Annotated in this window: 22 protein-coding genes and 1 tRNA gene; 12 read left to right on the top strand and 11 right to left on the bottom strand. The window is 48.9% G+C overall.

Going from position 1 to position 22,953, the window contains the following annotated elements; translation table 11 throughout:
- Positions 1–5: 5 nt before the first annotated feature.
- Positions 6–1,034 carry a Holliday junction branch migration DNA helicase RuvB gene (gene ruvB, locus ACYVAD_RS24435; protein WP_461142170.1) on the top strand — a complete coding sequence of 343 codons (1,029 nt, stop codon included), beginning with the start codon at positions 6–8 and terminating at the stop codon, positions 1,032–1,034.
- Positions 1,035–1,111: 77 nt separating this feature from the next.
- Here ruvB and ACYVAD_RS24430 read toward each other — a convergent pair whose 3' ends face one another.
- The 4 genes from ACYVAD_RS24430 to era form a co-directional block, all read right to left on the bottom strand.
- On the bottom strand, positions 1,112–1,420 hold the full coding sequence (locus ACYVAD_RS24430; protein WP_461142169.1) for an ArsR/SmtB family transcription factor: 309 nt from the start codon (positions 1,418–1,420) through the stop codon (positions 1,112–1,114).
- A gap of 145 nt (positions 1,421–1,565) precedes the next feature.
- The gene (locus ACYVAD_RS24425; protein WP_461142168.1) at positions 1,566–2,498 is read right to left on the bottom strand and encodes a DMT family transporter; all 933 of its coding nucleotides are present in this window, start codon (positions 2,496–2,498) and stop codon (positions 1,566–1,568) included.
- 50 nt (positions 2,499–2,548) lie between these two features.
- Positions 2,549–3,856, bottom strand: a complete 1,308-nt coding sequence (gene der / locus ACYVAD_RS24420; protein ID WP_461142167.1) for a ribosome biogenesis GTPase Der — start codon at positions 3,854–3,856, stop codon at positions 2,549–2,551.
- A gap of 116 nt (positions 3,857–3,972) precedes the next feature.
- Positions 3,973–4,893: a GTPase Era gene (era, locus tag ACYVAD_RS24415; protein ID WP_461142166.1), complete on the bottom strand. Its 921-nt coding sequence runs from the start codon at positions 4,891–4,893 to the stop codon at positions 3,973–3,975.
- Positions 4,894–5,039: 146 nt separating this feature from the next.
- On the opposite strand from era, the gene ACYVAD_RS24410 reads away from it, so the two are divergent.
- The 5 genes from ACYVAD_RS24410 to ACYVAD_RS24390 all read left to right on the top strand — a co-directional run bounded on the left by ACYVAD_RS24410 (position 5,040) and on the right by ACYVAD_RS24390 (position 8,851).
- Positions 5,040–5,112: transfer RNA gene (locus ACYVAD_RS24410), tRNA-Met, on the top strand.
- 113 nt (positions 5,113–5,225) lie between these two features.
- The gene (locus tag ACYVAD_RS24405; RefSeq protein WP_461142165.1) at positions 5,226–5,957 is read left to right on the top strand and encodes a hypothetical protein; all 732 of its coding nucleotides are present in this window, start codon (positions 5,226–5,228) and stop codon (positions 5,955–5,957) included.
- Positions 5,954–7,222, top strand: a complete 1,269-nt coding sequence (locus ACYVAD_RS24400) for a glycerophosphodiester phosphodiesterase (RefSeq protein WP_461142164.1) — start codon at positions 5,954–5,956, stop codon at positions 7,220–7,222. The genes ACYVAD_RS24405 and ACYVAD_RS24400 overlap by 4 nt, the downstream gene beginning before the upstream one ends.
- A 4-nt stretch (positions 7,223–7,226) precedes the next feature.
- Positions 7,227–7,874: a hypothetical protein gene (locus ACYVAD_RS24395; RefSeq protein WP_461142163.1), complete on the top strand. Its 648-nt coding sequence runs from the start codon at positions 7,227–7,229 to the stop codon at positions 7,872–7,874.
- Positions 7,875–7,939: 65 nt separating this feature from the next.
- Positions 7,940–8,851, top strand: coding sequence for a metallophosphoesterase family protein (locus tag ACYVAD_RS24390; RefSeq protein ID WP_461142162.1), 912 nt, complete (start codon positions 7,940–7,942; stop codon positions 8,849–8,851).
- 8 nt (positions 8,852–8,859) lie between these two features.
- Here ACYVAD_RS24390 and ACYVAD_RS24385 read toward each other — a convergent pair whose 3' ends face one another.
- The gene (locus tag ACYVAD_RS24385) at positions 8,860–9,642 is read right to left on the bottom strand and encodes a hypothetical protein (RefSeq protein WP_461142161.1); all 783 of its coding nucleotides are present in this window, start codon (positions 9,640–9,642) and stop codon (positions 8,860–8,862) included.
- A 12-nt stretch (positions 9,643–9,654) separates the two neighbouring features.
- Positions 9,655–10,557 (bottom strand): hypothetical protein, encoded by a 903-nt coding sequence (locus ACYVAD_RS24380; protein WP_461142160.1) that lies wholly within the window; start codon positions 10,555–10,557, stop codon positions 9,655–9,657.
- 95 nt (positions 10,558–10,652) lie between these two features.
- Between ACYVAD_RS24380 and ACYVAD_RS24375 the strand changes: the two genes are divergently transcribed.
- Positions 10,653–12,275, top strand: coding sequence for an amidohydrolase family protein (locus ACYVAD_RS24375; RefSeq protein ID WP_461142159.1), 1,623 nt, complete (start codon positions 10,653–10,655; stop codon positions 12,273–12,275).
- Positions 12,276–12,328: 53 nt separating this feature from the next.
- Here the strand turns inward: ACYVAD_RS24375 and ACYVAD_RS24370 are convergent, their stop codons facing one another.
- Entirely contained in the window at positions 12,329–13,927 is a 1,599-nt protein-coding gene (locus ACYVAD_RS24370; protein WP_461142158.1) for a M28 family peptidase, read from the bottom strand.
- 111 nt (positions 13,928–14,038) lie between these two features.
- On the opposite strand from ACYVAD_RS24370, the gene ACYVAD_RS24365 reads away from it, so the two are divergent.
- Positions 14,039–14,644, top strand: a complete 606-nt coding sequence (locus ACYVAD_RS24365) for a class I SAM-dependent methyltransferase (RefSeq protein ID WP_461142157.1) — start codon at positions 14,039–14,041, stop codon at positions 14,642–14,644.
- Here ACYVAD_RS24365 and ACYVAD_RS24360 read toward each other — a convergent pair.
- Genes ACYVAD_RS24360 through ACYVAD_RS24345 form a run of 4 tightly spaced genes read right to left on the bottom strand, consistent with a single transcriptional unit; the run spans position 14,641 to position 18,911 of the window.
- Positions 14,641–15,666 (bottom strand): glycosyltransferase family 2 protein, encoded by a 1,026-nt coding sequence (locus tag ACYVAD_RS24360; protein ID WP_461142156.1) that lies wholly within the window; start codon positions 15,664–15,666, stop codon positions 14,641–14,643. The genes ACYVAD_RS24365 and ACYVAD_RS24360 overlap by 4 nt on opposite strands.
- Positions 15,663–16,079: a DUF2304 domain-containing protein gene (locus ACYVAD_RS24355; protein WP_461142155.1), complete on the bottom strand. Its 417-nt coding sequence runs from the start codon at positions 16,077–16,079 to the stop codon at positions 15,663–15,665. Before ACYVAD_RS24355 ends, ACYVAD_RS24360 begins: the two co-directional genes overlap by 4 nt.
- Positions 16,057–16,809 (bottom strand): glycosyltransferase family 2 protein, encoded by a 753-nt coding sequence (locus tag ACYVAD_RS24350; RefSeq protein ID WP_461142154.1) that lies wholly within the window; start codon positions 16,807–16,809, stop codon positions 16,057–16,059. The genes ACYVAD_RS24355 and ACYVAD_RS24350 overlap by 23 nt, the downstream gene beginning before the upstream one ends.
- Positions 16,810–16,814: 5 nt before the next feature.
- Positions 16,815–18,911 (bottom strand): DUF7657 domain-containing protein, encoded by a 2,097-nt coding sequence (locus tag ACYVAD_RS24345; protein ID WP_461142153.1) that lies wholly within the window; start codon positions 18,909–18,911, stop codon positions 16,815–16,817.
- 531 nt (positions 18,912–19,442) lie between these two features.
- On the opposite strand from ACYVAD_RS24345, the gene ACYVAD_RS24340 reads away from it, so the two are divergent.
- Genes ACYVAD_RS24340 through ACYVAD_RS24325 form a run of 4 tightly spaced genes read left to right on the top strand, consistent with a single transcriptional unit; the run spans position 19,443 to position 22,931 of the window.
- Entirely contained in the window at positions 19,443–19,847 is a 405-nt protein-coding gene (locus ACYVAD_RS24340) for a hypothetical protein (RefSeq protein WP_461142152.1), read from the top strand.
- On the top strand, positions 19,819–21,402 hold the full coding sequence (locus ACYVAD_RS24335) for a hypothetical protein (protein WP_461142151.1): 1,584 nt from the start codon (positions 19,819–19,821) through the stop codon (positions 21,400–21,402). Before ACYVAD_RS24340 ends, ACYVAD_RS24335 begins: the two co-directional genes overlap by 29 nt.
- 40 nt (positions 21,403–21,442) lie before the next feature.
- Complete coding sequence (locus ACYVAD_RS24330) at positions 21,443–22,213, top strand: glycosyltransferase family 2 protein (RefSeq protein WP_461142150.1); 771 nt, start codon at positions 21,443–21,445, stop codon at positions 22,211–22,213.
- A complete protein-coding gene (locus ACYVAD_RS24325; protein WP_461142149.1) occupies positions 22,191–22,931 on the top strand; it encodes a class I SAM-dependent methyltransferase in 741 nt (246 codons plus the stop codon). Before ACYVAD_RS24330 ends, ACYVAD_RS24325 begins: the two co-directional genes overlap by 23 nt.
- Positions 22,932–22,953 lie beyond the last annotated feature (22 nt).

Here is a 22,953-nt window from a genome sequence, read left to right as displayed (position 1 = left end):
CGATCATGCGAAACGACATTTTAAAAGGTACTGATGATGGCATGACCACAACAGACAAAGAGATCGAACGGGCACTTCGGCCCCTCTCGTTTGCCGACTTTACGGGGCAGGCTAAAGTGCTTGAGAATCTCGAAGTCTTTGTCCGGGCGGCTCAGCAACGGGGCGAAGCACTGGACCATGTACTACTGCACGGTCCTCCGGGTTTGGGTAAAACAACGTTGTCTCATATTGTGGCCAACGAGCTTCAGGCTAACATTCGAATGACCTCCGGGCCGGTATTGGACAAGCCCAGCGACCTGGCTGGTCTGTTAACCAACCTACAACCCAACGACGTACTTTTTATCGACGAGATACACCGGCTTAACCCTATCGTGGAAGAGTACCTCTACTCGGCGATGGAGGATTACAAAATTGACATCATGCTGGATTCGGGCCCTAACGCCCGGACGGTGCAGATTAAGCTCAATCCGTTCACGCTCGTTGGTGCCACAACGCGGGCTGGTATGCTAACTGCGCCATTACGGGCCCGTTTTGGGATCAGTTGCCGGCTGGAGTACTACGACGCTTCGTTGCTGACTAATATCGTTCAACGGTCATCGGCTATTCTGGGAACGGCAATTGACGAGTCGGGCGCTTATGAAATAGCACGACGGAGTCGGGGTACACCGCGTATTGCCAATAATCTGCTACGTCGTACTCGTGATTTCGCGCAGGTAAAAGGTAATGGCTACATCGATGTCGACATTGCGGAAATCGCATTGAGTGCACTGGATGTTGATCAAAACGGACTGGATGAGATGGACAACCGAATTTTGACGACGATTATCGAAAAATTCAAAGGAGGACCAGTTGGTTTATCAACAATTGCGACCGCCTGTGGCGAGGAAGCAGAAACGATTGAGGAGGTATATGAGCCTTTCCTGATTCAGGAAGGTTTTCTGAAGCGTACGTCGCGTGGTCGGGAGGTTACCGAACGAGCGTTTATCCACCTCGGAATCGTACCAACTTACAAAACCGGGCACTTATTCGATTAAGCACCATAAAAAAAGGTCTCCAATATTGGAGACCTTTTTTTATGCACAAAAGAGCAGGTATGACTTCTGGCTCCAGCTTAGTTCAAAATCTTACTCCGATAAATGCATTCAACTACGTCTGAAACGGCATTGTCTACCAAAAAGTAGTAAATGTTTTTGCCGCTGCGCCGGATGTCGAGAATACCCTTATCGCGCATGTTGATTAAATGATGCGAGATAAGCGATTGCTCTGCATTCAGGTTTTTGTAAATGGAAGAGACGTTCAATTCTTTGTTATCATTCAGCATCTGAATGATTTTGATACGTAGTGGATGAGCAACAGCTTTCAGTACGTAAGCTGCTTTATCAATGCGTTTCTCGTCGTCAGTAGTTTTTTCCGCTGCCATACCGCTTTGGTGTTTGGGTGTGAGTGTGGTGAAAGTTAGTATGAAACTTTACATATATGTGATAATAAAATATTTAGTGGTAATTTTTATTTATCTAAAGGCTGTTTTAACTATAGACAGTAAGTATTATTACGCTTTGTCGCCTTCAGGCGTTTCGCTGCTTGCCGCGCCAGCCGATCAAGAAAACACCCAGTAAAACAAGCGCTGTACCTATAATCTGAGCGGAGCTAATGTGCTCGTGTAGAATTGATGTAGACAGGAAAATCGTGAAAATGGGGCCAACGCTCGCAATAATTGATGCATTGCCGGATCCTACCCGTTTAATTCCTTCTGCAATCATAAACGTAGGTAATACCGTAACAAAAATACCCATGCTGAGGCCTAACCAATAAACGGGGGTTGGATAAGTACTCAGATGAAGTCCATTCTGCACAAGGCAATGAACCAGCGTCGGAACCGTGGCGGCTATCATAGCGTAGCAAGTAAAACGCTGAGCGCCTACATGCTTGATCATTTGGTCACTACCAACCAGATAAACGGCATAAACCAAACCACTCAGAATCACCCAGAAAGATCCCAATAATACGTCTTTCTGCGCCGACGTTTCGATATTACCTACAAAAGCCAATAAGATCCCTGCATAAGTGAGCCCGAGTGATACTAGCTGTAGTTTCGTTGGGCGTATACTTTGTCGGCCGAAACCGCCCATGCTATTGAGCAACAGGACAAAAGTTGGGTAAACAAATAGTAGAATCCGTTCCAGGCTGGCCGTGATGTAAACCAACCCTAAAAAGTTAAAAAAGCTGGCAAAATAATAACCCGTGATGCCTAGTAATATTAGTGCCAACCATTGTCGATTCGTCAGTTTAGCAGGAGGCAGCTTACTACTTAGATTGAGAGCAATGATGATATAAAAAGGCAAGGCAAACAACATTCGAAGCGTGAGCAGTGAAATGGATTCGATAGGGTACTGATACGCCAGCTTGATCAGGATTCCCTTGGTGGCGAAGCAAAAAGCCGCCAGAAAGATCAAGAACGCACCTATCCAGTATTGTGTACGGGGCGACTGCTGTGTCATGTCACAAAAACAAAAACCCTCCGGGTGGAGGGTTTTTAAGAGAGTTGCTTTTATTTCTGCCGGAAGTAAAGGGTGATCGGAACTCCCTCAAAACCAAAATGGTCCCGGAGTTTATTTTCCAGGAAGCGCTGGTATGACTCTTGAACGTACTGAGGTAAGTTACAGAAGAAGACAAACGTGGGTGAAGGCGTTGGTAATTGCACCATGTATTTGATCTTGATCATCTTACTCTTCACCGACGGCGGTGGGAAGCGCTCGATCTCGGGCTGCATCAGTTCGTTCAGCTTCGACGTGGCTACTTTCTGTGATTTGTGCTCATACACTTCCATAGCTTTTTCCATCACCTGGAAAATCCGTTGCTTTTCGTGGACCGACGCAAAGATGATGGGCACATAGTCAATAGGCATCATGCGTTGAATCATCTCCTTACGCATAACATCGGCAGTGCGGTGGTCTTTCTCGACAGCATCCCACTTGTTGACCATAATGACGATCCCCTTTTTTGCCTTGACAGCCTGACCGATGATGTTTAGATCCTGGGCCTCAAGGCCACGGGTTGCGTCCAGAAGAATAATACAAACGTCGGAATCTTCCATGGCCTTAAGCGACCGAAGAACCGAGTAAAACTCGATGTTCGAATCGACTCTGGCCCGGCGACGAATACCCGCCGTATCAGTCAAGATGAAATCTTTACCGTAGGCCCGATAACGCGTATTAATAGCATCACGGGTGGTACCGGCAATATCGGTGACAATACTTCGGTCTTTGCCCGTCAATACGTTCAGATACGACGATTTACCGACGTTTGGACGACCCAGAATAGCGATGCGTGGTAGGCCTTCCTCTGGATTTTCGATGCCATCAGTCTGGAAGTGTTTAATAACTTCGTCCAGCAGATCGCCCGTGCCCGTACCCGTCTGTGATGAGATCGGATAGGGATCACCAAGGCCCAACGCGTAGAACTCAGCCGCACCCTGTGCCCGTTCAGTGGTTTCTGCTTTGTTCGCAACCACATAAACCGGTTTCTTACTCCGGCGCAGTACGTTGGCGAAATCCTCATCCAGCCCTGTCATCCCCGCCATTGTGTCGACAACGAACAGGAGCACGGTCGACTCCTGAATAGCTATTTCAACCTGCTCACGGATCGATTCTTCAAAAACGTCTTCCGATCCGACTACGTAACCACCGGTATCGATAACCGTAAAATATTTATCGTTCCACTCGGCCGTACCGTAATGCCGGTCGCGTGTAACGCCACTCTGGTTGTCCATAATGGCCTGACGCTGTTCCGTCAGGCGGTTAAACAGCGTCGACTTGCCCACGTTCGGGCGGCCAACGATTGCAACAATATTTGCCATTTTTTGAAGGAGGAAAGGGAGGAAGGGGAGGAAAGGGACGGTCCGCCGTTGCGGGAAAGGATGCGGATCTTAACCCGTTCTCCTTTTCGTCCCTTTCCTTCTTCCTCCTTTAACAATTATTCATCATACCCCAGCCGCTTAAGCATACGCTCTTTCTGACGCCAGTCGGGTTCTACTTTGACGAATTGTTCTAAAAATACTTTTTTGCCGAAGAAGCGTTCCAGTTCTTCGCGAGCCATGATGCCCGTTTTTTTGATCATCTTACCGCCCTCGCCGAGCAGAATAGCCCGTTGGGTAGCCCGTTCAACCAGAATTTCCGACTGAATGACAATGATATCATCCTTCTCTTTGAAACCGATGATAACGACCTCGCTGCTGTAAGGAACTTCCTTCTTATAATTCAGGAAAATCTTCTCCCGGATGATTTCCGACGCGAAGAAGCGCTCGGGTTTGTCAGTCAGCTCACTTTTGGGGAAATAGGGCGGATGCTGGGGCAGCCGGTCAATGATCTGGTCAAAAACCTTGTTAATATTGAAGCCATTCAGCGCCGAAATGGGAATAATCGCTTCAGCCTTGAAGTTTTCCTGCCAGTACGCAATCTTTTCTTCAACCTGCTCCTGGGTAGCCTGATCAATCTTATTGATTAGTAATAAGATGGGTACTTCAGATTTCTGCAAGCGTACGATTACGTCATTCTCGTCGTGTTCTTCGAAGATGTCCGTAACAAATAAGACCACGTCAGCATCTTCGATGGAACCACGCACAAAGCTCATCATCGACTCATGCAGTTTATACTGCGGTTTGATGATCCCCGGGGTATCGGAATAAACAAGCTGGAACTCCTGACCATTATGCGTACCGTTTAAGATACCCATAATGCGGTGCCGTGTAGTCTGAGCTTTGGATGTGATAATGGATAAACGCTCGCCAACGAGCTGATTCATCAGCGTGGATTTACCAACGTTGGGCTTGCCAACAATACTGACGAAGCCGGCTTTGTGATCAGCCGGAAAATTTTCAACAAGAGGTGTATTCATTTGTAGGTGATCCCACTGCTTGATTTACAGTGGCTTTAGGGGCTAACTCATCCTGAACTAAAATCGTTTCCTGACAAGCGAGAAAAATATTTTTTACAAAGGTATTGCTTTTTGACAAAAGCTCCTTACTTTTGCAAACCAAACATCGCGGGATGGAGCAGTTGGTAGCTCGTTGGGCTCATAACCCAAAGGTCGCTGGTTCGAGTCCAGCTCCCGCTACTAAGAAGAAAGGCCACTAATACTTAGTGGCCTTTCTGTTTTTTTAGCTCCCAAGAACATAATCCAGCCTCACACAGTTTACTGCATCTAATCATTCACGCAGTAACAGATCGGTGGGAACTTTCTACAGGGTAGGGGTTTGGTTCATAACACTCACAGGTTTTACCTGGAATCTAGCTATAGCGCAACGGGATACTATAGATCGGCAACCCGCTATCTACTTCCCTCAGGCTCCTTTGCCAGGCGAGTGGCGTTTGTCGCTGGGGGGCGTTTTTACGTCTACACCACCTGAGTTGACGGAAGAAATTCGGCTGACGCTTCCCGCTATTGACTTCAACGTCCAGAAAGGACTATCTCGCCATTTCTTTCTGAATGGACGTGTTCAGACGCAGTTTCTGCAAAGTAACGTAGCGCTGGGTGCTCGCTGGGCCAGACCAATTAATAACCGGTGGTTTGTTTCGGTGGGCGACGATTTTGCCGGTTGGCTGGGAACATTGCAGATCAAGAATGTTTTCGATAGTGAAGCCTACGGCTTACAAAATTTCCCGAATGCCTCGCTGGGGTATCGACTGACGCGAGAATTGCAGATCTCAGCGAAGGCAGAAGCTATTCTGGATGTCTATTACCGGTCAAGTGCAGGCGGGCTATCTGTGGTGACACCGGGTTGGCGTGGTAACGGCTTTGCCTTTACGTTCATGCTCGAGCAGCCCTTCTACAAGCAGCAGCATGTATCGATTGGACTGCGTGCGGCTTATTCCCGCTTCAACTGGCAATTCTGGTCGCTCTACAGCACCTTCGACCGGAGTCTGTTTTACCCCCAACTTATTTTCAATTTCATTCTGTGAAACGAGCCTGGTTTTATCTTTTGCTGGGACTTATCGGCATCAGTACGCTGAGCTGCCGAATGGAGTATGAGGCTCCTGTTCCGTACAATTTCTCGGATACACCTGGATCAGGGAAATTCACACCTGCTATTCGAGGAGCTGTCAACGGTGTGTATACCGTGTCCGAGGGGGCTGATCGATTTGGTAACCAGGTTGCTTTGCGATGGACGTATACGCACGATGGTGCCGACACAGTTCACTCCTTATCCGTTTTTACGGGGGTAGGGGCTGGTTTTTTTAGTCTGGAAATTAATCAGATGGCCGATTCAATGGCTGTTAGGGGCTTCTGGCGAAAACTGGTGAATGAAGACACCGGCCTTGCCAACTTTGTTCTAAAAGCCAAGCGTAATGGTCAGTTGCAACCTTACACTGGCCAGCTGCTGGATGGCGATACGTTGGTAGTGGACGGCTATTATGATACCGGCACTGGGTCCCCGCAGCAGAAAATTACGTTGACTTACCTGCGCCCATTGAATCCGGCTCCTTTTAAAGTAATTGCGCACCGGGGCGGGGGCCGTACGTCTGATCTGTTGAGTGCGTCCGAAAACTCGCTTCGAATTATTCGGTTGGCTTCCCGATTAGGGGCTCACGGGGTAGAACTAGACGTGCAGTACACGAAGGACAGCATTCCGGTGTTGTACCACGATAATAAGTTGAATCTTCGCCTAGTCCAGAAGAACGGCCTGAGTGGTACGATAAACCAGTATACGTACCAGCAGTTAAAGACGTTTGTCCGGCTTATCAATGGCGAGGAGATTCCTACCCTGGAACAAGCGTTACAAACGATCGTGGATAACACATCGCTTGACTTTGTCTGGCTGGATTCCAAGTTCGAGGGACCAATGGCGCGGGTACAGGCGCTGCAGCAGCGTTACAACGAGCGGGCAAAACAATCGGGACGTAATCTGCGGATTGTTATTGGTCTGCCAAGCAATGAAGCTATTCAATCGTATCAAGGGTTGGCTAGTAAAAGCAATACACCTATCCTCTGCGAATTAGACACGGCAACAACGCGTGGTCTGGGAGCCAATATATGGGCGCCCCGTTGGACACTAGGGCCACAAACGGAAGAAGTAAAATCCATGAAAGCGGAGGGGCGCTCCGTTTTTGTTTGGACACTAGATGAAACGCAGTTTATCGAGCGATTCATTGGCGAAGGGGAGTTTGACGGGATTCTATCCAATTACTCGCCCGTAGTTGCTTACTATCACTACACTGCGCAATAATCCTATGAAGTTACTGTTTACTACGCTATTGGGTTTGTGCATGCTAGGAGGGTGTATTTCCAGCCAGGCGCAGTACTCTCCTCATGTCGATACAACGGGAGCCAAACGGGGACCGTACAACTTGGTAATTACCGTGGGGGGAGGGATTTCTTATTATCCTAAGCACATTGGAATCCCTGCTATGCTCGACCAGACGAACAATGGTCGGTGGGGAGTGCCACTGACCATTCGGGCTATGTGGTACCCTGATCATCGGTTACGAGCGGGTATTGAGACCGGCTGGACAACCTTGTATTCATACCGGGGGCGAGTAAATGGTGAACGAGCGCGGGTGTATGTCTCGGGCGTTCCCATGCTGCTGGTATTCTCCATGCCGCTGGCCTGGTTAAGTGGAACTGAACGAAGCCTGACTCGGCGTTTAGCTATTACGGGCGGTACGGGAGCGTACCTGATTAACTCACGGCTAAACTACCAGGGCATTGTCGACGCGCAGGAAATAAGCATCGGCTGGATGGTGGCGGGTTCATACGTACAACCCGTCGGAAAACGAGTACGGGTAGCCGCTGAGTTTAAGTGGCTCAATGCAACTGCTACACAAGATGCTGACTTCTCGCTGCAACTTCAATTACTGTGGCGGGCCTTTTCGTGGTAAAAATGGTTATAGACAAAAGAAGTGCTATCTCGTAGCACGCTGATGTTTGACAAGGTGACGACGATATGAGCGAGCAAAACCAAAACGAAAAAATACTTTTCCTTAGTGATACGCAGGCGCCAATGTTTGTAGAGCGTCTGGTATTACGTACCTACCATAATACGAAAGCAACGCGGGCAATTTTTGATGAAATTGTGCGTATCCAGCCTACGGTGTTATACTGGCTGGGTGATATTGTTTCGCTAGGATTTCGGAACGACAAGTGGCCGATGATTGATCGATTTCTGGAACGGTGCCGGGAAATCGGTACGTCAGTGTACGCAATCATGGGGAATCACGATGTTATGGGGCGTCCCCGCAAAGGAGCGCGCAATTTTCAACGTCGTTTCCCGGAGCACGTTCACACAGGATACGTACAGGTGACGGACCACATTGCCGTTGTCATGCTGAATTCCAATTTTACTACGTTGTCAGTAGCCGATATGGTGAAGCAACAAACCTGGTACGAGCAAACCCTGAAGGATCTGGATGAAAATCCAGATATAAAAGTGGTGATTATTACGTGCCATCACGCGCCCTACTCAAACAGCAAACTGGTTGGTTCGTCGAAGCTGGTTCAGCAGCGGTTTGTCCCCTGTTACATCAAATCGAAAAAGGCTCGGCTGTTTATCACTGGCCACTCCCACGCGTTCGAGCGGTTCCAATTCGAAGGTAAGGAGTTTCTGGTAATCGGCGGTGGCGGTGGATTGCGCCAGCCGATGAATACGTCACCCACACGTCTGCCTGATCTGGCGTCCTATTACAAACCCATGTTTCACTACCTAGCTGTTCAGCGAGACGACGAAGATCTGATTCTGACATCACACTGCCTGCACAGCGACTTTTCTGCATTCGATGAGTGCTATGGCTACCGGATTCGAGCCAACGCTTTATTCGAGCCTGAAAAGAGGAACACAGATGAGCGTGTAGCGTCGTAAAAAGTCGATTACCGTTCTTCGATACTGGCTGCTCCAAGTTCAGTAAACAGCGTTTCCCAGTACTGCGTAACGGCGGGATTGTTCTGTTTGGCTGATGCGTTGGGGGCAAAAGGCAGAATCATAGTGATGTCCGGATTGCCAATGACGTAGCGCTTCAACTGTTCCTTGTCGGTCATAGCCCAGTCGTCGGCCTGTGAATTGTCTTTGGGGGGCTGTACTTCGAAATCACGGCGAATCTCATTGCTGCCTGGTTTCGTTTTCACACTCTCCAGCATATCGCTGAAGTAGTATACCTTCACCGTTGAGCCTGTTCCGTTCGCCTTGGCAATAACCGGTAGGCTGGCCCAGATATCAGTAGACTGGTTAGACGAGCCCTTATTTTCTTCGGTCAGTTGCTGTAAAGTGCGTTGCCGAATGCTGGCTTTTTCCCGGTTTAGCATCAGCTCAAATTCGGTCTGTGCTGCTTCGCGGTCAGTAGGGCTGGCGCTACTCACGTCTTCCATTTCCGTCCGGGCTGTTATGGAGAGTGCGCGGGCTTTTGACGTATTTTCATGAATGTAATAGATCTCCAGTTTGTCGCCCTTCCGACGAATATTCTGGTCAATAATATCCGAGAGAACCTCTTTGTATTTTTCGGCAACGAAGGCCTGGTTCACGTCGACGCTGCGGGTTTTGTCCAGGAAAATAAGCGTGTAGACGGGATCGTTGATGGCAGATTTCGTTTTTTCATCACTACCGGAACAGCCAGCGACCAGAACGGCGGCTAGGCTAAAGAGCAGAAATTTTTTCATTGGATAAGCGTGTTACTTGAATGGAGCACGGTACAAGGTACTATCGACGACCGTATTGGGTTGCTGAAAATCAGTCTGTACCGTTTTCTGTAAAACGGCCCTTGTGGTCAGAAGGTTGTCTTTACTCTGGTAGATTTCCTCCCAACCCATGATTCGATGGGGAAACAACCGCTCGAAAATAATGGTCAGCGTCCGGTCATTGGTGGGGTATTTCAGGGTGTAAGCCTGCAGATAGTCACCAGGATAAAGGACGCCTTCGTAATCGCCCAGACTTGCCTGAGCCAGCAGGGGTCTTAGCTTACGACGACGTAATTGCGCCGTCAGACTACCCGACAGCAGAGTAACTTTCCCAACGGGTAATTTGGCGGGGTTAACTCGAATCAGGTTCCAGATTTCATCCTCCAGTACGACCGGATCGACAATATAACCCTTGTTTGGGGCGCCGGTCGAATCGGTACTGATTTGATACCCATCCGCCTGTAGCATCAGTTGAATAACCCGTTGCCCGGTCCAGCTTTGCTCAGTAGAAAGGGCTTGCAAGGAACGGGGGAATGATGGATTGTTGATAGGCGTTGAAATTGACGTAGCGAGTGAATACTCGTTGCGACCTACGCTGAACGTTCTTCCCAGATTTGTCGAAAATGCCGGAAACGGACTAGCTTTCTCAATCGAAGTAGTGTCGGACGTAAAGGTTACTGTAGCCCGGCCCGTGTGCAAACGACCATCCTGCGCCTGATTAAGCCGATAATAATTCAACTCGCTTTTATGCAATGGCCAGTATGCAGTAAAGGCTGGAGATGGAGGGACTGGAGTGGGGGTTGACGTTATGACAACTTTTGGCGTCAGCGTTTTCAACAGCGAAAAGGCTGCGATTACCACAATGGCCAGTGTCAATAACAGCAGGTTTCTCGACATAAATTGGCGTGTTCATGACGCCCAAAGCGTCCGGTTCGCAAAAGTCAGGTTGTTTTGTCTATCTTACAACTGTTTGACCAACCGATCGTTTGCCGATGCGTTTACGTTTACTTGCCGCGAGTCTATACTTATTTGCCGGTTTTGGACACATTGCTCTAGCGCAGGTGGAAAAAGCACCCGTTCGTCATGAGGGGGAAGGACCATTCGGGCGATTGATCGTTCGGGGCGTTACGTTGATCAACAGTACAGGCGCTCCGCCCATGGGACCCGTCGATATTGTAGTGGAGAAAAACCGGATTACTCAGATCAAACAGGTCGGCTATCCAGGGGTCTCTATTGACCCAAAATCGCGTCCAACAGCCTCTTCCGGTGATAAAGAATTGAATTGTGAGGGCATGTATCTCATGCCAGGATTTATTGATATGCACGGCCATATTGGTGGACAGGGTCAGGGCACACCGGCTGAGTACGTCTTTAAACTCTGGCTCGGTCACGGTATTACGACCATTCGTGACCCAAGCTGCGGAAACGGCCTCGACTGGGTGTTGGAACACCGCACGAAAAGCGAACGTAACGAAATTACGGCCCCGCGGATCAAAGCCTATACCGTCTTCGGGCAGGGCGCTAAAGAGCCTATAAGTACACCCGAACAGGCGCGGGCCTGGGTACAGCAAAACGCCAAGCGGGGTGCTGATGGCATCAAGTTCTTCGGCGCTGAACCGGAAATCTTTAAAACGGCGCTGGTCGAAAACAAGAAGCTGGGCTTACGGTCGGCTTGTCACCACGCGCAGCTGGAAGTCGCCCGAATGAACGCGCTGGCAACGGCCAAATCCGGATTGACGTCGCTGGAGCACTGGTATGGTCTGCCCGAAGCACTGTTTGACGACAAAACTATCCAGAACTACCCTGCTACGTATAACTACAACAACGAGCAGGATCGCTTTACTGAAGCGGGTAACCTTTGGCAGCAGGCTGCTAAGCCGGGAACCGACCGCTGGAACAAGGTGATGGACGAACTGATTGCGCTGGATTTTACGCTTGATCCAACCTTTAACATTTATGAGGCCAACCGAGAACTGATGCTGGCCCGGCGCGCGGAGTGGCACGATGATTATACCTTACCCAGCTTGTGGCGATTCTATGGTCCTAGTCGCATTTCGCATGGGTCATACTGGCACTCGTGGGGGACCGAGCAGGAAGTGGCCTGGAAAAAGAACTATCAGCTTTGGATGGCTTTTATCAATGAGTACAAAAACCGGGGCGGCCGCGTAACGGCGGGCTCTGATTCGGGTTTTATCTATCAATTATACGGCTTCGCGTACATCCGTGAACTGGAACTGCTGCGTGAGGCTGGTTTTCATCCGCTCGAAGTGATTCGGGCTGCTACGTTGAAAGGAGCAGAAGCGCTGGGGATGGCCGATCAGATTGGTTCCGTCGAGGTTGGTAAACTGGCTGATTTTGTCATTGTGGATCAGAATCCGCTGGCCAATTTGAAAGTCCTGTACGGAACCGGCGCCATTCACCTGAATGACAAAAACGAAGTCGAGCGCGTGGGTGGCGTTACGTATACCGTGAAAGATGGGGTCGTGTACGACGCCAAGCAACTCCTGGCTGACGTGCGTAAACTGGTTGCCGACGCTAAGCAGAAAGAAAATTTCGAGATCTCCCAGCCCGGTGTTCCGGCGAAAGCGGGTAAAGTGTCGGGAGGGAAAAATTAGTTGAAGGAGTAAAGCAAATGGGCCCAGTTCAACTTGAACCGGGCCCATTTGCTTTACTCTTTATTGCTATCGACTACCAGACGCTGGTCGCGGTTAGCGATTTCCCAGGCGGTGAAGAAAACCAGCCGGGCTGACTTCTCGGCCAGCTTGAAGTCGATTTTTTCGACATCGTCCGTCGGCTGGTGATAGTCGGCGTGCAGACCGTTGAAGTAAAAAATGATGGGTACTTTGTGCTTGGCAAAGTTGTAATGGTCGGAGCGGTAATAGATACGCTGTGGATCTTTGGGATCATTGTACTTATAATCCAGCTCCATTTTCGTGTATTTCTGATTGGCGTCCTCGCTAATCTTGTGCAGTTCCGACGACAACTTGTCTGAACCAATTACGTAGATGTAATTGTCTGACTTACCCTGGTGCAGATCATCAACCCGGCCCACCATATCGATATTAAGGTCGCAAACGGTTTTTGCCAGCGGAATAACCGGACTCATGTCGGCGTAATATTCTGATCCCAGGAGGCCTTTCTCTTCGCCCGAAACCGTAAGGAACAGAATTGACCGCCGAGGTCCCTTTCCGGCGGCTTTTGCTCTGGAGAACGCCTGCGCAATTTCCAGAACAGAGACCGTACCCGATCCGTCGTCGTTAGCACCATTATTTATCTGACCATCTGCGCTAATACCAATGTGGTCGTAGTGGGATGAAATAATCATCACCTCATCCTTTTTGTCGGTGCCTTCGATGAAGCCTACTACGTTTGACGATTCAACCTGCTCATCTTTCCGCTCGGCTTTTACGCTGGCTGATCCTTTCTGCGCCGACGTAACGGGTTTATCCGACTTGACCAACTGATCTTTTAACTGAGCGATCGCGGCTGGAGTCGTGTTGAGTAGGGCAGCGCCCATATCGGCCGAAATCATGAAAACACCAACAGAACCTACGTTCTCGGCGCCCGCTTTCAGTCCCAGACGATTAAAACGGCCCTGCAACGCGCTCCGTTGCGACAGCATTTGTTTGAACGCTTCGGGGGAATCCGCTGAAATAATAAAAATTTGGGCTGCTCCTTTGTCTTTGGCTACTTGGCTTTTCGCCCGCCAGCCATTCGGACCGCCCCATTTCGAAGCGTCGCTTGCTCCGCCAATCAGCGATTTTCCGTCGGCTGTTTTGGGTTCGCCATCGAAGACGACGACAGCTTTACCCGTGATGTCCCGGTTAGCATAGTCATCGTACATACCGTCAGTGATGCCATAACCCGCAAAAACCGTTTCATATTTGGTTTCGGTTGGGACGCTGAGCAGACCATTGGTCAGGAAGTCCTGCAGGTACGTAAAGCGCTTGCCGTTGGCACTAACGTAAAAATCACCCCAGGTTTTTTTGTACAAAGTATACGGCTGGATATAGCTGGTCTTGCTACCGTTACCTTTGACAATGGCCTTCAGGTTGTTGTCAGCGAACTGACTGGCGATGTATTCGGCAGCTTTCTGCTGCCCGCGGGTCCCCGTTTCGCGTCCTTCCATGTCGTCGGCCGCCAGAATGCGGAGGTGTTTCTCCAGATCTGCGGCCGTGATGGTGTTGGCAAACTGCTGGGGGGAGGATTGTGCCTGTACTGTAGTCGTGCTTATCAATAAAGCTACGCTAACAACTAGTTGTTTCATTAATTAATGATAAGTGTTCTTGTTGGGTAATTTGTGGTCCGAAAAGTGTAGGCAAAAGTCTGAAAATTTTGTTATTTGTTCCGTTACTAACTGAATTTGTTACCTACTATCATGAACGAAAAAATATACGCTGAAGAATATACCGCCTATCAATTGGAGCGAAGTGGTTTTCGGCGGTGGGTACGTAACAATTTGTACATCAAAAACATGATTCGGTTTGCTACCGGACCAACCATTGATTTTGGTTGTGGTGTTGGCGAAGTACTGGAGCAATTGCCAGCTGGTTCAGTCGGGCTAGAGGTCAATGAAGTAACCGTCGCTTATTGCCAGCGGCAGGGCCTTGATGTTCGTCTGTATGATCCAGAAACGGATTTGTATCGGCTGGCGGATTTTGAGCCCGGCAGGTACAAATCACTATTGATGGCGCATGTGCTCGAACATTTGACGGATTCACAGGAAGTTATCCGCGCTTTGCTGACAACTGGTGAACGACTGGGTCTTGATCGGCTCATTTTCGTGGTTCCTGGTGTCAAAGGCTTTCAGCACGACGCAACCCATCAGACATTTCTGGATAAGGAGTTCTTTCGTCGTCATAACCTGGGTTCGTTTGGCAACTATCAGCTCATTCACCAGAAGTACTTCCCCATAGATTCGAAGGCTTTTTCCCAATATTTTACGCATAACGAGCTCGTATCTGTTTACGAGCGCAAGCGTTAGGTCAAGCCAGCGGGACGTAACAGCTGGTATATTCTCGTTAGAGCCCGATTCATGGTAGCTACCAGCCCTGAAGAGGCAAGCTGCCCAACGGGTAACGTATCGCTACTGTCTTTCAATAATTCTCGATCACTTCGTTGTCGCGTCGTTTGAACGTGTGTTCGTGCTGCACGTATGCGTTGTCTTTGCTGCCATAGAAAAGCGTACACTTTAAGTCGACTACGTATAAAGGACCAATTACGTAGTGCAAAGACGCCCGTGATAAGTTCGGTGAAAAGGAGGGCCGGTGCTAATGCCAGCAAAGTTTTGCGGGAGAAGATTTTTAGGAACGTCAGTAACCGGTTTCGCTCCAGGTAGTAAAACTTGTTCGCTGTCATGCCCAGCCGATAATGGTGAATGATTTCGGCGCTGGCATCACAAAATAAGGTGTAGCCTGCTAGCCGGGCGCGCAATGACAGATCGGTATCTTCAAAATACATGAAGTACGATTCGTCAAAGCCGTTGAGTTGTCGAAGAGCCGCCGTTGGCGCCACGAACGCGGCTCCGGATAACAACAGAATGGGTTGTAGCCCCTGGTAAGACGTAGCCGGTTCGTTCAGCCCACGGCAGGTCGTGATCCCCGTGTAATGCATCTGATTACCGCAGGCGTTAATAGTAAGGCCATCAGGATTGAGCAGCTTGGGCGTAATAAAGGCATCATGGTGAGCGCGGGCCGTGTTCATGAGTTGAGCCAGCGCCGTCGGCCGCAATTCGGTATCCGGGTTTAATAGTAGCGTCCAGTGGCCAAGCGCCTGTTGAATACCCAGATTATTCCCCCCCGCATATCCGGTGTTTACGAGATCCTTGATCAAACGTATTGCGGGATAGTGCGTCTGGATAAATTCGGAAACGCCATCTCCGCCGTGATTATCGACAACGATCAGTTCGTAGTCAGTATACGTTTGGTTGAGGATGGTGGGCAGACAACGGGCAAGGTCAGCGCGACTATTATAAGACACCAGAATTATACTCAATTCTGGTGTCATGATTTTACGACTGCGTTGTCAGCTATCTCGGTAGTGTCCGAGGCCGAATTGCTCGTTTTTTTGAGTGAGTTGAGTTCGTAGCGGAGTAGTGCCAAATCCTGAGTCAGCTCTCGGATATTGTGTTGCATTTTGGAATTGACGACCGAGAGATGTACCAGGAAACAGACAATAGCACCGATGGCAAAGAGAAATAGCAGGGAGGGTGGGTAATACACCCCCAAGGCTAACGAAATCGTTTCCAGCCCAGAACGCCATAAGGAAAGCACTAACAGCGTGAGCGTGCAGATAATCCAGATGATGGCGTATTCCTCCCGCAAGCGCCCCCGAACGATCAGTCGGATGATATAGAGCATGAACAGCACCGTGCCGATGATGCTGATCAGTTGAATTTTAAAGGGAACGACGTTTTCCATGAGGCCGATAACGTAAGTAAGCCGACAGAATACCCAGGGTTACTTTTATCATATAATAAACGCTGTTAATGGCATTTATTGATGAAACACCTCCCTGACGATGACGCATCTGAACGGGTACTTCCAAGATAGCAAGATTCTGTAGGCCAAACAAAATGATGGCTTCGGGCTCTGGATATTCATCTGGATAGTACTGACTGGCTAAATTAAGCGCGTTACGGTTGAATACCCGAAAGCCCGACGTACTGTCCTGCACCGTTTGGCCGGTAAGCGTCTGGTTTAGCCAGCAAAAGTAACGAATCCCGATTCGGCGTATGGCTGACGACTGAAAACCCTGCCGCTCGAGATACCGTGAGCCAATTACTACGTCTGCCTGACCAGCTAGCACAGGTTGTAGTATTTGCAGTAGTTGATCGGCAGGGTGCTGCCCATCCCCATCTACCTGGACGGCGTAGGCGTATCCATGCCGTTGTGCAAACTTATAGCCGGTCTGCATGGCCCCGCCAATACCCAGATTGACGGGGAGATTAATGTGCAGACAGTCTAATTGACGTAATATATCGGCGGAGCGGTCTCGGGAACAATCATTGACAACCAGGACATCAAGCGGAATGGCGTGCTGATCCCGGATTTTGTTTAAATCGGCCACTACGTTGGCAATACAATCCTGTTCATTGTAGCACGGTACAATGGCCAAAACTCGATTCGTACCCGTTGGCGAAAAGACCATCGCGATTAGTTATTGATTCGGTATATTTTCAATGAACCCAGTTCGGAAAGCAATGTCATACAGCGAACATCAGCTGGTTGCTCGACTTTGTCGAAAATGACGTAGCGCACGTTCAGCTTTTTCAACTTTGGTGAGCAGGGATCGATATAGACAGTGTACCCGTCGTAGCTCCCCCCGTTGTCAATCACGACGGTATCTATCGGGTTGGAGTAAGGTCGGTAGATCGAATGGGCGTACCGGTTATAAACCGTATCGCGCTTGGCCGTCGGATCAATGACGTGCATGTTGGTAAAGTTGGGCGTGTATTTAACTCCGCTCAACTGCTTCACCCCCGTGGATTCCACCAGATACGTAAGAAAGTTACTACCAAAGACGACCCAGCGGGCGTCTGGGTCCTGCTGACGGATGTTATCGACAGTGCGATAAACGACGTTTTCCGTTACTGGGGACAAGCCTTTCGCCAGCGGATTGATCTTAAGATTCGGTAGAAGGGCGATGAGTACACCAATGCAGAATACGGGAACGCGATAGGTCATGTTCCAGACCGGAATCAGCATAATTGTCAAAACGCCGAAATAAAGCGCGCCTAATACGAGCTGATACGTTTTGAAGAATCCAGGCGCGTCATTATTGTTCTGATAAACGGCCAGCACAGCAACGGCCAGCGCGCCTACCAAAACCAGAATACGTCCAGGTGTCAGGTTTTTGGCGAGTGGAGTACGGGCGTCGCTCAGGAACAGGATCGTCAGCAATACGTTGCCAAGGCCAAACGGAATCTGAGCCCGACGGGTTGGGCTGGTGCTCATCAGCGTTAGCTTGCTTAGCCAGGCTGGAAAGCCTACTTCAATCCACAGCCAGCCAAAAATGACAAACAGGGCCAAACCCGCCAGCACAAAGTTCACCTGCCGAGTTGAGACCCATTGATACGCCAGCCAGAGCAGAATGACAGGTGCGAACGTAATGTAATGGGAAAGCTCGCAGGTGTTCAGCCAAGTAGTCGGGAAATGCTGATCCGTGATAAAAAAGCTATTGAAATACTCCGAAAACCAGTTCGCGACGAAACCTGTCCCGCCGTAATCAACCCGGCGACCCGGATAAGCGGTGTTCAACAGTAAGTCAAGCGTTGGTTTGGCGTCTCGGTAATACAAAAAGCCAATAATACCAATCAGGCCAAGAGACAATGCAATACCAGCAGCCTTTACCGGAAACTGGTCGAACAGGTCAGCCCGCTTCCGACTGATGATATAACCGGCCAGTAGAAAGCCCATCAGATAGGCGAGCGGAACCTGGTAGGGTGGATACAGGTGCGACGCGAAATAAAGACTCCCCCAGGCAGTGAGTAAAGCAGCCGTCAGAATCTGGCGGTTCGTCTGGCCGTAGAGCAGATAGATAACCGTTACCGGCAGCAGGCAGGCACCAATAATCATTTCCGTTAAACCCGTCGAGAACCACCAAAGCGTGCCGGCTGAGAGCAGTATCCAAAGTCCTCCGAAGACAGACAACCAGAAGTTATTGCGGGTAAGCAGCAGACACAAAAAAAAGGCCGAAAGCAGGATACCAAATACCTTGAAGTTCCACCACCAGGCGAAGCCGCGCTCAGTGTCCAGAACGAAAAACCCCCAGAAGTGAGGCCGGAATAACGTAATGAAATGCTTTACGGGAACCCCTAGCACTAAGGGGACGCTACCGCCCCCCAACGCTTCGTTTTGCAACTCAAACCCATTCTTAGCCTGGGAAAGCATATAGGGGGTGAGCACTCCGTATTCATCAATTCGAATCGAGCGGGCCTGCCCGGCAACTAAACCACGTTTGGCATCGGACCCATCCGGAACAATCTGGTTCCAGATTGCTATAGACGATCCGTGTAGTTTCAGGAGGGTAAGAATAAGAAAAAGCGCTACACAGATACCAGCAAACCAGCGCACGCGCTTGTCGAACCGTATCAGCGAATGATCCGGTGGAAGAGAGGTAGAGGAGGAAAGAGTGTCGGCTGTTTTAGTAAGAGGAGGTTGCTGATCAAGGGTATGTGGTGTCGGCTTAGACTGAACAGGTTTAGGAGGAGGCCCCGAAACCGGCGGCTTTGCTTTACTTTTCTTAGACATGATTAACGAGTATGGGCATTCATTTGCACCTCAAAAATTAGACCTAATTTTAGCGATGCCCAAATTAAATAAGGCATAATATGCCTACAATGGGGAGTAGAGGTATCAGCGTAATCAAATAGCCTGGAAAAGATTACATTCTATCAAATAGACTTGTTGCACAGATCAAGCTAATTAGGGCGTATCGGAAGGGCCTATTAGCGCTTCGACTAGGTCAAATCAAACGGCAACGTATTGAATCGGGCAATCTTGTAAGTTTTCAGGTATAAGTTCTCTAGTTTTTGTCTTTAGAAATTGGAGTTCGTAACTTCCTCGTTCAGTGGGGTTACGTTTCTGCTGGCGTATTAATCGGCCAAGCAGTAGCGAAACGAATTAAGGGTATTCATATACTACCAAGATTGTTCTGACAATCACATAGATATGGATAGATGGTTCGCAGAATCAAGCTAAAATCATGGCACTGTTTTTGTGAACAAATGGACTATCTTCCTAAAGCACTTAAGTATGTTACGTTGTCATATTTAACTATTTATGAATCAGTTGTTTAATGGCTTGAAGACGTGCTTGGTGCTGATAATAGTAGTTGCTTTTATGCGGGGCTATTATAGCTTATATATTAATCTAGATAAGCAGCCCAAGCCATTTATGGCAAGAGAGGAGTGGCTTGTTGAGGGCGCAGGTTCCCGGGTTGTTCCTTTACCTGCTCAGTTGGCGGCCCGTTTGATTGACTCGCTTCACATAAAGAATTACCATCCTGTTGGACAGTTGGTCAAAGACGCTGACGGTTATGTCATCGGATGTCTGAACCAGACTGCATGGCCTGCCCGTATGGATTCCACCAGTCGAAATCTGGTTGGCTATTATCAGGATATCGCTCAAGTCCCTGGCGTAACAATCAAGCATAATTATGAAGGCATCTGCATTGGAGGTTATTAGTGCCGTCAGTTTATACGTAGGAGGTGCTTTGTCGCTTGGTTTTTTGCTGAGCTGGTACTTTTTGCGTGGTCGTGACGGTCTGAAAAGCCTGTTCGGTTCCTTCGCGTTGGGGCTTAGTACTTTATACGTGCTGGTTCTGTTTCAGTTGTCGTTAACGGCTATCACGGCGGTTCTATTGGGGTCGCTGGTAGCGGCTGTCTCGTTGGCAGTCTGGCGCCGACATCAACGGCGCTTCCAAATGAGCTATATGGCGTATGGCTATTACGGCCTCTTTGTAGGAGTAAGCATCTTTGCCAGCTGGGCTATTTTGGAGCGAATGTTCTACGAGCCCGTTTACCAATGGGATGCGCGGATTGTCTGGTATCTGCACGCCAAGCAACTGTTCTTCACCAATGGACTCACGGGGGATACCGGCATTGTTTTTCCGAATAGTCAGGGCGTTTATCATCCTGGCTACCCGCTGTTGATGCCAGCGATTAGTGCTTACGTCGCGCATTACGTCGGGTTCTGGAACGATTACATTCCTAAGGCAAATCTATTCGTCTTATTTCTGGGTCTACTGATTGCTATGCTTAGCGCCCGTCCTATCCATTGGGTTTGGAAGACGATCGCCGTCATCTTGATGGTTGGTTTCAATCCATACATGATGTCGGTGGGGTACAATCCGCTTTTCCTGACGATCGGCTACATGGATGGCTGGTTAGCTATATACGCGGGGTTATGCCTGATGTTTCTGACGTTTTACGTACGATACGGCACCCGTGAATACCTGTTCAATGCAATTGCAACAGGATTGTTATTACCCAGCATAAAAAACGAAGGAGCGCTGCTGACGCTGATTATATTCGGCAGTTACGCCGTTGGTTTGTTGCTCTTCAATCTGCGCGACAAACGGTTCATTCGGTTTCATCTGAAAACCTGGCTTCGTTTCTGGCCCGTTGTTGTGCTGGGCGTTTTACCCTTGATTGTCTGGAGTCAGTATAAAAACCGATGGAATGCCCAGGTCAAGGACTATGATTTCAGCCGTCTGAAACAGGTTGATAACTATGGACAGATTTTCTCCGATGAGAAACTGGCCCTCATTGATGCGAGCTATACGGACAGGGTTTTTCTGGCGAACTACTGGTATCTGTATCTGGTGTTAGCTGCCGCTACGATTGTTTACTGCTGGGTATCGGGCCTGTCGGTGAAAAACTGGCGCAGACTGGGTCAGGAAATGACTCTTTCGCTGACTAGTGGATTTATCTTCGTCGGGCTGATGATCGTCGTGTATTGCCTGAGTGTACACGATCTGGCCTGGCATCTCAGTACCAGTGCAGATCGTCTGGGCTTACACTCATACTACCTCTTTGGTATTGGTATGCTGACTATGATCAGTCAGTTGCATCATAAAGCTTACCGGCCAGAGAAGAACGACGAATCGGTTCCTCCCATCAAAAAAAGAGCACCATCAAGTCAAGTGCTAGCTGGTTCTGTGGCAGCTGCTCCTGCCACAGCGACCGCAAACCGGCGGGATGCGGAGCGAAAAGGACTAACAAAGAAACAGAAACGTTAGGAGTCGATAGTCTGCTATTCACCCTTTGCCCTCTATCCTTATGAAATTATCGGTAGTTATTCCTGCGTACAACGAAGAGCGAACCATCCAGACGATTTTACAGGCCGTAACGCAAGTGACTCTTATTGGTGGTTTTACGAAAGAAATTGTCGTTGTGAATGATTGTTCGCAGGACCAAACCGACGCAGAAATCAGGCAGTTCCGGAACGAGCATCCTGATGTGCAACTGACATATTTGAAGCACAATATTAATCAGGGTAAAGGTGCGGCTATTCGGACAGGCATTCAGTATGCCAGTGGTGATTACATTATCGTGCAGGATGCCGACCTGGAATACGATCCGGAAGAATTCAATCTGCTATTAAAGCCTGTTGTGCGCGGGGTGGCCGATGTGGTATACGGGTCGCGCTTTATGGGAGGGAATGCGCATCGAATACTTTTCTTCTGGCATACCATTGGTAACAAGTTTCTGACAACTCTTTCGAATGCCTTCAATGACCTGAATATAACAGATATGGAAACCTGTTATAAACTCGTTAAGGCCAGTATGCTTCAACAGATTGAGCTGAAAGAAAACCGGTTTGGCTTTGAGCCCGAACTGACGGCGAAAATAGCGCGCATACCCGGTGTGCGAATCTATGAAGTAGGTATTTCGTATTACGGGCGTACGTATGCCGAAGGAAAAAAAATCAACTGGCGGGATGGCTTCCGCGCCATTTATTCCATTATTCGCTACGGACTTTTTTCCGACTCAAAAGTTATCAAAAACCCTCAACCTAAAGACTACCATGAATCCGTCATTCGAGTATAAAGAGATTGATCAACAAGGACTCGATACGCTGACCGTCATCGAAAAGGCTGATCGGTTCAACGAATGGATGTATGACACGATCAAGCCTTATTGCAAAGGCAACGTGTTTGAAGTGGGTAGCGGTACGGGGAACATATCCCAATTCTTCTTTCGCGATAAGTTTACGATAACCCTCAGCGATATCCGGTCGATATACTGTGATCGTTTGCAAACGAAGTTCGCTCAGCAGCCAACATTGGGTGGTGTGGTTTCGATGGACCTTACCGACCCTGAGTTTGATACAGTGTTTGCGGACCACCTGCAAGCTCACGATACCGTCTTCGCGTTAAACGTAGTAGAACACATTAAGGATGACGCCCTCGCCATCCGAAATTGTTATAAACTTCTAAAGCCGGGCGGTCACCTGATCATTCTGGTTCCTGCTTATCAGGCGCTCTACAATCGGTTTGACACCGAACTGGAGCATTATCGGCGGTATACAAAAGCAACCCTGAACCCGCTATTTCTCCAGAATAATTTCGAGATCATCAAAAGCCAGCATTTTAACCTGATGGGGATTGCCGGCTGGTTTGTATCCGGTAAGCTCCAGAAAAACGAGACAATTCCAGGCGGTCAAATGGAACTGTACAATAAGCTGGTGCCCATATTCAAATTGTTGGACAAGCTCACACTCAACACAATCGGTTTATCCGTAATAACGGTAGGCCGGAAAAAGTAATTAGTAGTACAATTTTGTGAGG

It is taken from the genome of Spirosoma pomorum (genome assembly GCF_054776615.1).
The sequence above is the reverse complement of the archived record's forward strand: the minus strand, read 5'-3'. Positions and strand labels throughout refer to the sequence as shown.

Coding starts and splice junctions, on each gene's coding strand:
- ruvB (WP_461142170.1), top strand. CDS start 6: ATGCGAAACGACATTTTAAAAGGTACTGATGATGGCATGACCACAACA.
- ACYVAD_RS24430 (WP_461142169.1), bottom strand. CDS start 1,420: ATGGCAGCGGAAAAAACTACTGACGACGAGAAACGCATTGATAAAGCA.
- ACYVAD_RS24425 (WP_461142168.1), bottom strand. CDS start 2,498: ATGACACAGCAGTCGCCCCGTACACAATACTGGATAGGTGCGTTCTTG.
- der (WP_461142167.1), bottom strand. CDS start 3,856: ATGGCAAATATTGTTGCAATCGTTGGCCGCCCGAACGTGGGCAAGTCG.
- era (WP_461142166.1), bottom strand. CDS start 4,893: ATGAATACACCTCTTGTTGAAAATTTTCCGGCTGATCACAAAGCCGGC.
- ACYVAD_RS24395 (WP_461142163.1), top strand. CDS start 7,227: ATGAAGTTACTGTTTACTACGCTATTGGGTTTGTGCATGCTAGGAGGG.
- ACYVAD_RS24390 (WP_461142162.1), top strand. CDS start 7,940: ATGAGCGAGCAAAACCAAAACGAAAAAATACTTTTCCTTAGTGATACG.
- ACYVAD_RS24385 (WP_461142161.1), bottom strand. CDS start 9,642: ATGAAAAAATTTCTGCTCTTTAGCCTAGCCGCCGTTCTGGTCGCTGGC.
- ACYVAD_RS24380 (WP_461142160.1), bottom strand. CDS start 10,557: ATGTCGAGAAACCTGCTGTTATTGACACTGGCCATTGTGGTAATCGCA.
- ACYVAD_RS24375 (WP_461142159.1), top strand. CDS start 10,653: ATGCGTTTACGTTTACTTGCCGCGAGTCTATACTTATTTGCCGGTTTT.
- ACYVAD_RS24370 (WP_461142158.1), bottom strand. CDS start 13,927: ATGAAACAACTAGTTGTTAGCGTAGCTTTATTGATAAGCACGACTACA.
- ACYVAD_RS24365 (WP_461142157.1), top strand. CDS start 14,039: ATGAACGAAAAAATATACGCTGAAGAATATACCGCCTATCAATTGGAG.
- ACYVAD_RS24360 (WP_461142156.1), bottom strand. CDS start 15,666: ATGACACCAGAATTGAGTATAATTCTGGTGTCTTATAATAGTCGCGCT.
- ACYVAD_RS24355 (WP_461142155.1), bottom strand. CDS start 16,079: ATGGAAAACGTCGTTCCCTTTAAAATTCAACTGATCAGCATCATCGGC.
- ACYVAD_RS24350 (WP_461142154.1), bottom strand. CDS start 16,809: ATGGTCTTTTCGCCAACGGGTACGAATCGAGTTTTGGCCATTGTACCG.
- ACYVAD_RS24345 (WP_461142153.1), bottom strand. CDS start 18,911: ATGTCTAAGAAAAGTAAAGCAAAGCCGCCGGTTTCGGGGCCTCCTCCT.
- ACYVAD_RS24340 (WP_461142152.1), top strand. CDS start 19,443: ATGAATCAGTTGTTTAATGGCTTGAAGACGTGCTTGGTGCTGATAATA.
- ACYVAD_RS24335 (WP_461142151.1), top strand. CDS start 19,819: ATGAAGGCATCTGCATTGGAGGTTATTAGTGCCGTCAGTTTATACGTA.
- ACYVAD_RS24330 (WP_461142150.1), top strand. CDS start 21,443: ATGAAATTATCGGTAGTTATTCCTGCGTACAACGAAGAGCGAACCATC.
- ACYVAD_RS24325 (WP_461142149.1), top strand. CDS start 22,191: ATGAATCCGTCATTCGAGTATAAAGAGATTGATCAACAAGGACTCGAT.